This window comes from Streptomyces speibonae (genome assembly GCF_984686075.1).
The window spans coordinates 7,623,504-7,636,840 of the sequence record NZ_OZ480260.1 but is presented as its reverse complement, the minus strand read 5'-3'; the positions used below and the strand labels follow the sequence as shown (position 1 = coordinate 7,636,840).

Here is a 13,337-nt window from a genome sequence, read left to right as displayed (position 1 = left end):
ACCGTTCCCGTATGGCAGTGGATACGGCCGGAGCCGGGCTCGAGGAACGGTGGCGTGACATCCTCGCGGTGCACGCGCGCACTCTCGGCGAGATCGACCGTGCGCTGAATCCCTACGGCCTCGGCGCGTCCGACTTCGAGGTGCTCGACCTGCTCGCGGCTCCCGGCGAGGGCGGGCCGTGCCGGGTGCAGAACCTGGTGGGCCGGGTGCACCTCAGCCAGAGCGCTCTGTCGCGCCTCATCGCCCGGCTGGAGCGGGACGGTCTGGTCGAGCGCAGCCTGTGTCTGGAGGACCGGCGGGGCGTCTTCGTGGCGCTCACCGCGAAGGGCCGCGACCTGCACGCCGAGGCGCTGCCGGTGCAGCGTGCCGCCCTGGCCCGCGCACTGGACGCATAGCGCGCGGGCAGGCGCCGGCCCGCCGGGTCACGGCCGGGCCAGCAGGCTGCGCACCCCCTCCGAGGTGAGGGTGAGCCGGTGCTCGGAGCTGCCGTCGATGGTGAGGGACAGGTCGTCGGCGGGCCACTGGGCGGCGAGCGCGCCGAGCGGGACCAGACGGTAGCGGGAGACGAACGGCAGCAGGCCGGCCATCTCCAGCTCGGACGTGAACACGGGCACCACGTGCGTGCCGCCGGGCTGCTCCAGCACCGGCAGCGCCACCACGCCCGGGTCGGATGCCTCCTCGTCGCCCGCGTCGTCGGGGACCGGGATCAGTACGTCGCTGTTCGCGAGGGCGTCCAGCGCCGCCGTGTCCTCGGTGTTCTCGGACAGGGTGTCCAGGGCCCGCTGGGCGGGCGTCGGGGGGTTGTTCTCGTGCGCTGGTGTCTCCATGGCAGTTTCCCTGGTAGCGGCGGTCGTGCGGCCCGCCCGGGGACAAGATCCGCCCCGGGCACAGTGCTGCACGCGTACCCGTTCGCATCTCGCGCAACCCTGCGAAGTCCGGCGTTTCCGTGGCCCGCGGGCACCCCCTCAGGACCGCCCCGACAGCGTGGCTATCATATGAGCACCCTCTAGCTCGAAAGATGATCCTGTGACTGTCAACGAAGACTCGTTCACCCATTGGAAGCACCGCGAGGAGATCGCGGAGTCGATGATCCCGATCATCGGGAAGCTGCACCGGGAGCGGGACGTGACCGTCCTGCTGCACAGCCGCTCCTTGGTGAACAAGTCGGTGGTCAGCATTCTCAAGACCCACCGCTTCGCCCGGCAGATCGCCGGCGAGGAGCTCTCGGTCACCGAGACGCTGCCCTTCCTGGAGGCACTCACCACGCTCGACCTCGGCCCGTCGCAGATCGACATCGGGCTGCTCGCCGAGGCCCACCGCGCCGACGACCGGGGACTGTCGGTGGCCGAGTTCACCGCCGAGGCCGTCGCCGGCGCGACCGGCGCCAACAGGATCGACCGCCGCGAGCCACGCGACGTCGTCCTCTACGGCTTCGGCCGCATCGGCCGTCTCCTGGCCCGGCTCCTCATCGAGAAGTCGGGCTCCGGCAACGGGCTGCGTCTGCGCGCGATCGTGGTCCGCCGGGGCGGCGCACAGGACATCGTCAAGCGCGCCTCGCTGCTGCGCCGCGACTCCGTGCACGGCCAGTTCCAGGGCACGATCACCGTGAACGAGGCGGACGACACGATCGTCGCCAACGGCAACACCATCAAGGTGATCTACGCCGACGACCCGACCCAGGTCGACTACACGGCGTACGGCATCAAGAACGCCATCCTCATCGACAACACCGGCAAGTGGCGCGACCGCGAGGGCCTCTCGCAGCACCTGCGTCCCGGTGTCGACAAGGTGGTGCTGACCGCGCCGGGCAAGGGCGACGTCCCCAACATCGTGCACGGCGTCAACCACGACACCCTGAAGCCGGACGAGCGGATCCTGTCCTGCGCGTCCTGCACCACCAACGCGATCGTCCCGCCGCTCAAGGCCATGGCGGACGAGTACGGTGTGCTGCGCGGGCACGTGGAGACGGTCCACTCGTTCACCAACGACCAGAACCTGCTGGACAACTACCACAAGTCGGAGCGCCGCGGCCGTTCCGCGCCGATGAACATGGTGATCACCGAGACGGGTGCCGCCTCGGCCGTCGCCAAGGCACTGCCCGACCTCGACGCGACGATCACGGGCAGTTCGATCCGGGTCCCGGTGCCGGACGTCTCGATCGCGATCCTCAACCTCCAGCTGGCCCGTGCGACCAGCCGCGAGGAGGTCCTCGACCACCTCCGCAAGGTGTCGCTGACCTCCCCGCTGAAGCGCCAGATCGACTTCATCAGCGCCCCCGACGCCGTCTCCAGCGACTTCGTCGGCTCGCGGCACGCCTCGATCGTCGACGCCGGCGCGCTCAAGGTCGAGGGCGACAACGCGATCCTGTACCTCTGGTACGACAACGAGTTCGGCTACTCCTGCCAGGTCGTCCGGGTCGTCCAGTACGTCTCGGGCGTGGAGTACCCGACGTACCCGTCCCCGGCGGTCTGAGCCGGGAGGCCGCGGGAGGCGCAGGCGGAGTGACGGACGGGGCCGGGCGAGATGTCCGGCCCCGCCCTGTTCTGCCCGGCTGACCGGCGGTAAGGGGCAGATCGATAACGATCACCCAATACGGCTTGCCGGGGCACGCGCAGTTTCTAGTCTTCGGGCATGCCCCTCTTCAGCAGTCGCACCAGCAGACGTCTCCGTATCAACCCCGCCTTCGACGATGCCGAACTTGCCCGCGTGCTGGGCAAGTTGAGCAAGCGGAGCGGGAGCGCCAAAGCGGCCGACGTGACGCTGGCGGCCTCGCTGCTGGAGGAGGCCGGGGACGACTGGGACAGCCGCAGCCACCGGGTGTCCGTCCTGGCCGGCGCGACGGCGGACACCGGCATCGCGGCGGCCTGGCTGGACCGGGAGCCGGACCATGCCGACGCCCTGGTGTTCCACTCCTGGACCGGGCTGACACGCGGACTGCGGGACGGACGGCTGGAGGACGCCGGAGAGCTGATGTCCCACTGCCGCCGGGCCGCCGAACTCCGGCCGGAGGACCCGCTGCCGTGGGTGGCGCTGCTCGGTGTGTCACGGATCGAGCGGTACGGCCAGAACGAGGTCAACGCCGTCTGGCGGGAGGCCACCTCGCGCGACCGCTGGCACCGTGAGGCGTACTTCCAGATGCTCGCGTACCTCTCGCCGGAGGAGGGCGGTTCCAGTGCGTCCGTCCTCGACTTCATCGACGTGGTGCGCACGCGGATCCCGGCCAACGCACCGTGTGCGGCGGTCGAGCTGACCGCGGCCGTCCGGCAGTACCAGGGGCTGCTGGCGCAGGGCGGGGTGCGGGCCATGACCGCCGGTCAGCTGTGGGAGGGCGGACAGATCGCGGCGGCACTGGACCAGGCGGCCGCGTTGTGGGCGAAGCCGGGCTTCTTCCAGCACGTGGCGGCGCCGGCGGATCTGAACGTCCTGGCGTACGCGCTGTGCGCGGCGGGGCGGGCCGCCGACGCCCACCCGGTCTTCCAGGCCCTCCAGGGCACGGTCACGCCCTGGCCGTGGGACGTCGACGGCCCCGCGCTCCAACGCTTCGAACAGCATCAGGCGAAGTCGGAACGGGGCCGTCAAGGAGGTATCGGCGGGGGGTGACCCGCGCCGCTCCGCGGGCAGCCGTGCCTCCCCCAGTGCCTGAAGGGCCTGGGAGGTGCCCCCAGGGCGGCACGGGTGGGCGGTGGGGGTACCTCCCGCTCGAGCGCAGCCGAGAGTGGGGGAGGCACCCCGCAAGCGCCGGGCTGCGCGAACACCCCACGGCCGGCCCGGCGCACGGTACGAACGGCGTCAGGGGCGGCAGAGCAGCGTCGTGACTGCTTCGCGCAGTGCGGTCTCCGCGTCCGCCGGGCGCTGCGTGCACCGCCAGGCGACGAAGCCGTCCGGGCGGATCAGGACCGCGCCGTCGCGGGTGATGCCGTGCGCGCCGGTCCAGTCCGTGCCGGCCTCAGGCGTCAGGTCGGCATCGGGGCCCTCACCGACCCGGTAGGACTCGACCGGCAGCGACAGCCGCCCCGCCGCCTCGTGCCACGCCCCGTCCTCCCCGCTCAGCAGGACCAGTGACCGCTCGTACAGATCCAGCGTGGAGATCCGCGTACCGGCGCGGTCCAGCCACAGGTGCGGAGCGCGGGTACCAGGCTCGCCGGTCAGGGCGAGGGCGTCGGGGACCACCGGCGCCGTGGGGTCGGCGCCCAGCACCGCGCCGCGCGGGTAGCGGTAGCCCAGCGCCACGTTGAGAATGCCGCCGCGGCGGCCGGCCACCGCGGCGGTCGCGTCGGCCGGTGTGTACCCGGGGTGGCTGTGCTCCACCGAGCGGGACGAGGCACGGGCGCTGGTGGCCTCGGCGACCGGCCTGCGCTCGGCGTCGTAGGAGTCGAGCAGGGCCACACCCGCCCGGCCGTCCAGCACGGCGGCCAGCTTCCAGGCCAGGTTGTGGGCGTCCTGGATGCCGGTGTTGGAGCCGAACGCCCCGGTGGGCGACATCTCGTGCGCCGAGTCACCGGCCAGGAACACCCTGCCCTCGGTGTACCGCTCGGCGACCCGCTCGGCGGCGTGCCAGGCCGCCCGCCCGGTGATCGTCACATCGAGATCGGGGACGCCGACGGCCCTCCGGATGTGGGCGGCGCACCGCTCGTCGGTGAACTCCTCGAGCGTCTCGCCGTGTTCGGGGTGCCAGGGCGCGTGGAAGACCCAGTGCTCACGGTTGTCCACCGGGAGCAGCGCGCCGTCGGCGTCCGGGCTGGTGAGGTAGCAGACGATGAACTTCCGGTCGTCGACGACCCCGGCGAGGTCCCGGGAGGTGAAGGTGACGCTGACGTTGTGGAACAGGTCGCCGGGTCCGTTCTGCCCGATGCCGAGCCGCTCGCGCACGGGGCTGCGGGGGCCGTCCGCGGCGACCAGGTAGTCCGCCCGTACGGTGGTGTGCTCGCCCGTCTCGCGGCTCTTGAGGTGCGCCGTCACCCCGTCGGGATCCTGGTCGAAGGACATCATCTCGGTGCCGAAGCGCAGGTCGCCGCCGAGTTCCCGGGCGCTCGCCAGCAGCACGGGCTCGAGGTCGTTCTGGCTGCACAGACACCAGCCGGCCGGGCTGAAGCGGGCGAGCCCGCCGCCGGGGTCGATCTCACGGAACAGCCACTCGCCGGCGTCGCCCGCCAGGCTCGGCGTCTGCAGGATGCCGTGGTTGTCCGCCAGCACCGACGCCGCCTCCGCGATGCGCCGCTCCACCCCGGCGGTCCGGAACAGCTCCATCGTGCGGACGTTGTTGCCCCGGCCGCGCGGGTGGATCGACGTGCCCGCGTGACGTTCGACGAGTGTGTGCGGCACCCCGAGCCGCCCCAGGAACAGGGACATGGACAGCCCCACCAGGGAGCCGCCGACGATGAGGACGGGCGTGCGGTGAACCGCCTCGCCGGCCGTGTTGGGTCGGTTCATGGAAAACGCCTCCAGCGTCGCCCGGGACGGGCTGCGGAACGGGACGCACATTCCATGCCCGGTACGGGCCCCTTCGCGTCCCGGCGGCACCCGGATGGCGCGGGGTTCACCCGGGTGCCCCGTGTCGCTCGCGCGCCGCTGGGGTCGCGTCAACCATCGACACATGGCGACCCCGGCCCATCGGACACGGCGGTCGTTCCCTGACCTTCCGTGAAGAGCTTCCGGAAGAAGCCCCGCGCAGGGGCTTCACGAGAAGAGGAGAGGTGCGCCGGATGACCACGTCGGGACGCATAGCGCAGTCGGCCTTCGACGGTTCCAGACTGCGGGTGATCCTGCTGCTCGATCTGTACGAGGGGGCCCAGGAGCAGTTCCTCGACGCCTACGAGCACATGCGCAACAAGGTCGCGTCCGTCCCCGGACACATCAGCGACCAGCTGTGCCAGTCGATCGAGAACCCCTCGCAGTGGCTCATCACCAGCGAGTGGGAGAGCGCCCCGCCGTTCCTCGCGTGGGTGAACAGCGAGGAACACGTCGAAACCGTCCGGCCGATGCACAGCTGCGTCCGCGACACCCGGTCGATGCGCTACAGCATCCTGCGCGAGACCCACCCCGACCGGCCGCTCACCCCCGAGGCCGCCTCGGCGGGACTCCAGACGGCCGCACGGGTGGGCGACGGCGTGGCGCGCCACGCCCTCACCTTCACCGTCAAGCCGGGGTCCGAGTCCAAGGTCGCGGAGCTGCTGGCCGGGTACGAGTCGCCCAAGGCACAGGTCGACGACACCACGCGGCTGCGCCGCACGTCGCTGTTCATGCACGGCAACCGCGTCGTGCGGGCCGTGGAGGTGGAGGGCGACCTGCTGGCCGCGCTGCGGCACGTCGCCCGGCAGCCGGAGGTGCGCGCGGTCGAGGAGGCCATCAACCCGTATCTGGAGCAGGACCGGGATCTGACCGACCCCGAGTCCGCGCGGGTCTTCTTCACCCGGGCCGCGCTCCCCGCCGTCCACCATGTGACGGCCGGCCGGCCGGAGCCCGCCGGGCTGCGGCGGCACGCACTGTACTACCCGGCCGTCGAGGGCCGTGGCATGGACCTGGCCCGGTTCCTCGCCCACCAGGACGAGACCGCGGCCGACGACCCGGACAGCCCGGTGTTCGCGAGCACGGTGTTCCAGCGGGACGACACCGTGGTGCGTCTCGTCGACGTCACCCGCGACCTCGACCTGGACCCGGCCGCCGCCCTCGGCATCAAGGGTGCGGGGAAGGCGGCGGAGCTGGAGCGTCTCCTGGACGGCGCCGCGATCGGTGTCGAGGGCGCCCTGGACTCGGAGCGCAACCTCAACAGCCTGCTGGCGCACGCCGACATGCTGCCCGTCACCGACCGCAGCTCAGCGGATTCCTGACGGTCGACCGCGGTGACGTCCGCGGCCGTTCCCGCCGCGCACGTCACCGGCACACCCGGAGGTATCAACCATGTCCAAGCAGCATCCACGCATCGTGGACCTGAGCGAGACGGAACCCAACCGACGGCGCGGAGGTGACCTCAGGACCCTGCTCACACCGGCCACCGTGGGCTCCACCAGCGGGTTCATGGGCCTGGCCGTCATCAAGCCCGGCGAACGGATCGGCGAGCACTACCACCCGTACTCCGAGGAGTTCGTGTACGTCGTCAGCGGCGCGCTCGAAGTGGACCTGGACGGCGAGCCGTTCGCGCTCCGCGCCGAGCAGGCCCTGATGATCCCGGTCGACATGCGGCACCGCTTCCGCAACGTCGGCGACCAGGAGGCCCGGATGGTTTTCCACCTGGGGCCGCTCGCGCCGCATCCGAGCCTCGGCCACGTCGACACCGAGGAGACCGAGAGCGCCGTCGCCGGGCCGCAGTTGAAGGTCGGCGGTCCCGAGCACGGCCGGCCGGCCGAGCCGAGCGAGGCCATAAAATGACCCGGCGAGTGGCCGTCACCGGTATAGGTGTGGTCGCTCCCGGCGGCATCGGAGCGACGGCGTTCTGGGATCTTCTCGCAGCCGGCCGCACCGCGACCCGCGGCATCACCCTGTTCGACCCGGCGGGCCTGCGTTCGCGCATAGCCGCCGAGTGCGACTTCGACCCCTACGAGCACGGTCTGGACATGGAGCTGTGCCAGCACGCGGACCGTTACATACAGTTCGCCGTGGTGGCGGCCGGGGAGGCCGTGCGCGACTCCGGTCTCGACACCGCGGCCGTGGATCCCTGGCGCACCGCGGTCTCCCTCGGCAGCGCGGTCGGCGGCACCACCCGGCTGGAGAGCGACTACGTCCGGGTCAGCGAGCACGGGCGGCGCTGGGACGTGGACCACCGCAAGGCGGAGCCGAAGCTGCATCTGGCCTTCTCCCCCAGCACCCTCGCCTCGGTCGTCGCCGAGCAGTTCGACGCCCGTGGCCCGGTGCAGACCGTCTCCACCGGCTGCACCTCGGGGCTCGACGCCGTCGGCTACGCCTTCCACACCATCGCCGAGGGCCGGGCCGACGTCTGCATCGCGGGAGCATCGGACTCGCCGATCTCACCGATCACCATGGCCTGCTTCGACGCCATCAAGGCGACGTCGCCGAACAACGACGACCCCGAGCACGCCTCCCGGCCCTTCGACGCCCACCGCGACGGGTTCGTGATGGGCGAGGGCGCGGCGGTGCTCGTCCTCGAGGAGTACGAGCACGCGCGGGCCCGCGGGGCGGAGATCCACTGCGAGATCAGCGGCTACGCCACCTACGGCAACGCCTACCACATGACCGGTCTGACCAGCGAGGGCCTGGAGATGGCCCGGGCGATCGACACCACGCTCGAGCAGGCCCGTATCGACCCGACGTCGATCGACTACGTCAACGCGCACGGGTCCGGCACCCGGCAGAACGACCGGCACGAGACGGCCGCCGTGAAGCGGTCGCTGGGCGCGCACGCCCATGACACGCCCATGAGCTCCATCAAGTCGATGGTGGGGCACTCGCTGGGCGCGATCGGCGCGATCGAGGTGGTCGCGTGCGTGCTCGCGCTCAAGCACCAGGTCGTGCCGCCGACGGCGAACTACGAGACCCCGGACCCGGAGTGCGACCTGGACTACGTGCCGCGCACCGCGCGGCCGCGGAAGCTGACCAACGTGCTCTCCGTGGGCAGCGGGTTCGGCGGCTTCCAGTCCGCGGTGCTGCTGACGGGGACGGGCGGGAGGACACGATGAGCAATCGGCGCCCCCGGCGCGCTGCCGTCACCGGGATCGGTGTGATCGCGCCCAACGGACAGCGGTCCGACGCCTACTGGAAGTCCGTCCGTGAAGGCCTCACGGTACTGGACCTGATCGGCCGCGAGGGCTGCGACCACCTGCCGCTGCGGGTGGCGGGGGAGGTGCGGTCCTTCGACCCCGCGGCCCTGATCGAGGACCGGTTCCTGGTGCAGACCGACCGGTTCAGCCACTTCGCGATGGCCGCGGCCGCCCTGGCCCTCGACGACGCCGGGCTCGGCGGTGAGCCGGCGGAGCCCTTCTCGGTCGGGGTGGTCACCGCCGCCGGGTCCGGTGGCGGCGAGTTCGGCCAGCGCGAGCTGCAGAAACTGTGGGGGCAGGGTTCCAAGTTCGTCGGCCCCTACCAGTCCATCGCCTGGTTCTACGCCGCGAGCACCGGCCAGATCTCCATCCGCGGCGGTCTGAAGGGGCCGTGCGGGGTGGTGGCGAGCGACGAGGCGGGCGGTCTGGACTCCCTCGCGCACGCGAGCCGGGCCGTGCGGCGCGGTACCGACGTCATGGTCGTGGGCGCCGCGGAGGCGCCCCTGGCCCCGTACTCGATGGTGTGCCAGCTCGGCTACCCCGAACTGAGCACCCTCGACGACCCCGACCGCGCCTACCGTCCGTTCACCGAGAAGGCGTGCGGCTTCGTGCCCGCCGAGGGCGGCGCCCTGCTCGTCGTCGAGGACGAGGAGCGGGCCCGTGAGCGCGGGGTGCCGGTACGGGCGACCGTGGCCGGCCATGCCGCCACGTTCACCGGGGCTTCCCGCTGGGCGGAGTCCCGGGAGGGCCTGGTCCGCGCGATCCGCGGCGCCCTCGACGAGGCGGACTGCGCCCCTGAGGAGATCGACGTGGTGTTCGCCGACGCCATGGGCGTCGTGGAGGCGGACCACGCGGAGGCGCTGGCGATCGCCGACGTCTTCGGCGGGCGCGGCACCCGGGTGCCGGTCACGGCGCCCAAGACCGGCATCGGCCGGGCCTACTGTGCGGCGCCCGTGCTGGACACGGTGGCGGCGGTGCTCGCGATGGAGCACGGCCTGATCCCTCCGACGCCCAACGTGTTCGACATCTGCCACGACCTCGACCTGGTGATGTCGCAGGCTCGTCCCGCCGAGCTGCGTACCGCCCTCGTCCTCAGCAGGGGACTGATGGGCTCCAACGCGGCGCTGGTCGTGCGCCGCGGTGACGAATCCGCCCGGTAGGTCCGGGCGGGGAAGGAGCAGTCACCCATGATCACCACCGAAGTGACCTTCGAAGAGCTGTCCGCCCTGATGAAGCAGGCGGCCGGCATCACCGTCGACCCGCGGGAGCTGAAGGAGGCCGCGGAGTCCCCGTTCGACTCCTTCGGACTGGACTCGCTCGGTCTGCTCGGCATCGTCGGCGAGCTGGAGAACCGGTACGGCCAGTCGCTGCCCCCCGACTCGGAGCGCTGCAAGACGCCCCGCGAGTTCCTGAACCTCGTCAACAGCACCCTCACGGCTGGAGCCTGAACATGGCCGGACACACCGAGAACAGCATCACGATCGACGCTCCCCTCGACCTCGTGTGGGAGATGACCAACGACCTGGAGAACTGGCCGCGGCTGTTCAGCGAGTACGCGTCCGTGGAGATCCTCTCCCGCGAGGGCGACACGACGACGTTCCGGCTGACCATGCACCCCGACGAGAACGGGAAGGTGTGGAGCTGGGTGTCGGAGCGCACCCCCGACCGCGAGAAGCGGATCGTGCGTGCCCGCCGGGTGGAGACGGGCCCGTTCGCCCACATGGACATCCTGTGGGAGTACGCGGAGCTGCCGGGCGGTGTCCAGATGCGCTGGACGCAGGACTTCGCGATGAAGCCCGACGCCCCGGTCGACGACGCGTGGATGACGGACAACATCAACCGCAACTCCCGTACGCAGATGGCCCTCATCCGGGACCGGATCGAGCAGGTCGCCCGCGACAGCGAGAGCGCGTCCGTCGCGTCCTCGCGCTGAGCGCCGGTCCCGGCAGGACCCGGACAGGGAAGGACACCCCATGCACCACGCCCTCATCGTCGCCCGGATGAAGCCCGGCTCAGCGCCGGACATCGCCGAGGTGTTCGCCGCCTCCGACCGGGGGGAACTCCCCCATCTGGTCGGTGTCAGCAGGCGCAGCCTGTTCCAGTTCGGCGACGACGTGTACCTGCACCTCATCGAGGCCGAGCAGGACCCGGCGCCGGCCATCGCCCGGCTGGCCTCGCATCCGGAGTTCCGCGGCATCAGCGAGCGGCTGGAGGCGTACGTCAGCCCCTACGACCCGGCCACGTGGCGCAGCCCGAAGGACGCCATGGCGCAGTGCTTCTACCGCTGGGAGCGCGACGCCGGCTCCTGAGCCGCGGCCGCACAGCCCGAGGCCGCCGGTCCCGCGTCAGTCGCGGAGCCGGCGGCCTCGGGCTGTGCGGCCGCGGGGGTCAGCCGGGCACGGTGCACTCGAAGGCGTGGAGATAGGCGTTGACCGGGCGGATCTCGTCGATGGTCAGGCCCGCGTCGGTCAGGCGGTCGGTCATGCTCTGCCGGGTGTGCTTGGCGCCGCCGACGTTGAGGAGGAGCAGCAGGTCCATGGCGGTGGTGAACCGCATCGAGGGGGTGTCGTCGACGAGGTTCTCGATGACCACGACACGCGCCGACGGCCGGGCCGCCGCGCGGACGTTCGCCAGGGCCCGGCGGGTGCTGTCGTCGTCCCACTCCAGGACGTTCTTGATGATGTAGACGTCCGCCTCGACGGGGACGGACTCCCGGCAGTCGCCTGCCACGACGTCGACCCGGCCGGCGAGTGCGCCGCCCGGGCGCAGCCGGGGGTCGGCGTTCTCCACGACGCCCGGCAGGTCGAGCAGGGTGCCGTGGAGGTGGGCGTGCTTCTCCAGGAGGCTGGCCAGGACGTGGCCCTGGCCGCCGCCGATGTCCACGACCGAGGAGGCGTCGTCCAGGTCGAGGAGCAGGGCCACGTCACGGGCGGACTGCTCGCTGGAGGTGGTCATCGCCCGGTTGAAGACGTGGGCGGACTCGGGGGCGGACTCGTTGAGGTAGGTGAAGAACTCGCGGTCGTGGACGTCCTCGAAGACGTTGCGGCCGGAGCGCACCGCCTCGTCGAGGAGCGGCCAGACGTTCCAGGTCCACGGCTCGGTGCACCACAGGGCGATGTAGCGCAGGCTGTGCGGGTCGTCCTCGCGCAGCAGCCGGGACATCTCGGTGTGCGCGAAGGTGCCGTCGGGGTTCTCGGTGAAGACGCCCTGGCAGGACAGTGCGCGCAGCAGCCGGCGCAGGGTGTGCGGCTGCGTCTTCACCGCGGCGGCCAGGTCGTCGACGGTCATGGGGCTGTCGTCCAGGGCGTCGGGAACGCCCAGACGCACGGCCGCGCGTACGGCGGCGGCGCAGGCCGCCCCGAATACGAGCTCCCTCAGCCGCATGGGCGGCGGGGGAGCCTGATCAACGGTGGTCATCCGTTGCCTCGCTTCTGCTGTGGTGCAGTGGGTGGGGGGTGCGGGTCAGCACATACCGGCGGGCTCGGAGAGCGTGCAGGTGTTGCGGCTGAAGGTGTTGGTCGTGGCGGTGTCCCGGTTGGCCAGGTCGGCCGGGCTGTTGCCGGTCACCAGGTTGTCGCGGATCTCGTTGCGCTCGCTGGGCGTGCCGACGAGGCTCTTGAAGAGCACGATGCCGCCGGACAGCGGGGAGGTGCCCTTGTTGTCCTCCACGCGGTTGTAGGCCACCACCGTCTTCTCGACGCCGGTGAGGACGATGCCGGATCCCTGGAGGAACGGCAGGCGCGGTGTCTTGGCGCAGTACTTGTTGTTGGCGTGGATGTGGTTGTACTTCACGTCCAGGTGGCCGGAGCGGGGCGTGGTCTCGTCGCCCACCACGAACACGGCGGCGCAGTTGCCGGTGGCCTCGTTGTGGGTGACGCTGAGGTTGCGCAGCCGCCGTACGGTGACGCCGACCCGGTTGCCTTCCGTCCTGTTGTGCCGGACGACGGTCTTCCGGGCGTCGCGGGCGCCCTCCTCGGTGTCGACGGTGTTGGCGACGAAGAGGCCCGCGTCGCCGTTGCCGCGTGCCACGTTGTGGCTGATGTCGCTGTCCGCGGAGCGTTCCTCGGCGATGCCCCACTGGCCGTTCTTCTCGGCCGTGACGTAACGGACCTTCAGTCCCTCGGTCCCGGTGGCCCACACGCCGTTCTTGTCGAAGCCACGGACCGTCAGCGACCGTACGGAGACGTCCTCGACGGGCTTCTTGTCGGTGCCGGTGACGCAGATGCCGTTTCCGGCCTCGGCGCAGGCGCCCTTGGCCTTCTCGGCGGGCAGCAGGAGGGTGCTGTTGGCGCCGTGGCCGCGCAGGGTGATGTCCGACGCGGTGATCGTGACGCTCTCCCGGTAGGTTCCGGGGGCGAGGAGCACGGTGTCGCCCGGCTCGGCGGCGTCGACGGCCTTCTGGATCGACTGGCCGGGCTGTACACGGTGCACGGTGGGGTGGTGCCCGGTCGACGGGGCGGCTCCCAGACCGGCGGCCAAGACGGCGGTGGTGCAGGCGAGATACGCGATGTGTCGTCTGTTCATGAGCCGAAGCTATGAGCGGGGCTTCCGCCCCGCCACCGGTGATCACCCAGCCGGGCGCGGCGCTCGCGGGCCGCGGCACCCCGCCGGGCCGTACGCGGCCGG

Annotated in this window: 14 protein-coding genes; 10 read left to right on the top strand and 4 right to left on the bottom strand. The window is 71.5% G+C overall.

Translation table 11 applies throughout. The features are described 5' to 3' along the window. Positions 1-11 precede the first annotated feature (11 nt). Complete coding sequence (locus AC5L3C_RS34020; protein WP_493652944.1) at positions 12-395, top strand: MarR family winged helix-turn-helix transcriptional regulator; 384 nt, start codon at positions 12-14, stop codon at positions 393-395. Positions 396-422: 27 nt separating this feature from the next. On the opposite strand, the gene AC5L3C_RS34015 is transcribed toward AC5L3C_RS34020, so the two are convergent. Beyond that, positions 423-827, bottom strand: a complete 405-nt coding sequence (locus tag AC5L3C_RS34015) for an SseB family protein (protein ID WP_493652943.1) — start codon at positions 825-827, stop codon at positions 423-425. 199 nt (positions 828-1,026) lie between these two features. Between AC5L3C_RS34015 and AC5L3C_RS34010 the strand changes: the two genes are divergently transcribed. Next, the gene (locus AC5L3C_RS34010; protein WP_493652942.1) at positions 1,027-2,472 is read left to right on the top strand and encodes a glyceraldehyde-3-phosphate dehydrogenase; all 1,446 of its coding nucleotides are present in this window, start codon (positions 1,027-1,029) and stop codon (positions 2,470-2,472) included. 159 nt (positions 2,473-2,631) lie between these two features. Then, the gene (locus tag AC5L3C_RS34005) at positions 2,632-3,600 is read left to right on the top strand and encodes a hypothetical protein (protein ID WP_125509071.1); all 969 of its coding nucleotides are present in this window, start codon (positions 2,632-2,634) and stop codon (positions 3,598-3,600) included. Positions 3,601-3,789: 189 nt separating this feature from the next. Here AC5L3C_RS34005 and AC5L3C_RS34000 read toward each other — a convergent pair whose 3' ends face one another. Beyond that, entirely contained in the window at positions 3,790-5,430 is a 1,641-nt protein-coding gene (locus AC5L3C_RS34000) for an FAD-dependent oxidoreductase (RefSeq protein ID WP_125509069.1), read from the bottom strand. A 272-nt stretch (positions 5,431-5,702) separates the two neighbouring features. Here AC5L3C_RS34000 and AC5L3C_RS33995 point away from each other — a divergent pair, with 272 nt between their 5' ends. The 7 genes from AC5L3C_RS33995 (at position 5,703) to AC5L3C_RS33965 (ending at position 11,020) form a co-directional block, all read left to right on the top strand. Next, positions 5,703-6,827 carry a SchA/CurD-like domain-containing protein gene (locus AC5L3C_RS33995; RefSeq protein WP_125509066.1) on the top strand — a complete coding sequence of 375 codons (1,125 nt, stop codon included), beginning with the start codon at positions 5,703-5,705 and terminating at the stop codon, positions 6,825-6,827. A gap of 70 nt (positions 6,828-6,897) precedes the next feature. Beyond that, the gene (locus tag AC5L3C_RS33990; protein ID WP_125509064.1) at positions 6,898-7,365 is read left to right on the top strand and encodes a cupin domain-containing protein; all 468 of its coding nucleotides are present in this window, start codon (positions 6,898-6,900) and stop codon (positions 7,363-7,365) included. Beyond that, entirely contained in the window at positions 7,362-8,630 is a 1,269-nt protein-coding gene (locus AC5L3C_RS33985) for a beta-ketoacyl-[acyl-carrier-protein] synthase family protein (protein ID WP_493652941.1), read from the top strand. Before AC5L3C_RS33990 ends, AC5L3C_RS33985 begins: the two co-directional genes overlap by 4 nt. Next, entirely contained in the window at positions 8,627-9,871 is a 1,245-nt protein-coding gene (locus tag AC5L3C_RS33980; protein ID WP_493652940.1) for a ketosynthase chain-length factor, read from the top strand. The genes AC5L3C_RS33985 and AC5L3C_RS33980 overlap by 4 nt, the downstream gene beginning before the upstream one ends. A 27-nt stretch (positions 9,872-9,898) precedes the next feature. Then, positions 9,899-10,159, top strand: coding sequence for an acyl carrier protein (locus AC5L3C_RS33975; RefSeq protein WP_125509058.1), 261 nt, complete (start codon positions 9,899-9,901; stop codon positions 10,157-10,159). A 2-nt stretch (positions 10,160-10,161) separates the two neighbouring features. After that, positions 10,162-10,644: an SRPBCC family protein gene (locus AC5L3C_RS33970; protein ID WP_125509056.1), complete on the top strand. Its 483-nt coding sequence runs from the start codon at positions 10,162-10,164 to the stop codon at positions 10,642-10,644. 40 nt (positions 10,645-10,684) lie between these two features. Further along, a complete protein-coding gene (locus AC5L3C_RS33965) occupies positions 10,685-11,020 on the top strand; it encodes a TcmI family type II polyketide cyclase (protein ID WP_493652939.1) in 336 nt (111 codons plus the stop codon). Between the two features lie 79 nt (positions 11,021-11,099). Here AC5L3C_RS33965 and AC5L3C_RS33960 read toward each other — a convergent pair whose 3' ends face one another. Beyond that, complete coding sequence (locus AC5L3C_RS33960) at positions 11,100-12,128, bottom strand: methyltransferase (RefSeq protein WP_493652938.1); 1,029 nt, start codon at positions 12,126-12,128, stop codon at positions 11,100-11,102. A gap of 45 nt (positions 12,129-12,173) precedes the next feature. Next, positions 12,174-13,235 carry a right-handed parallel beta-helix repeat-containing protein gene (locus tag AC5L3C_RS33955; RefSeq protein ID WP_493652937.1) on the bottom strand — a complete coding sequence of 354 codons (1,062 nt, stop codon included), beginning with the start codon at positions 13,233-13,235 and terminating at the stop codon, positions 12,174-12,176. Positions 13,236-13,337 lie beyond the last annotated feature (102 nt).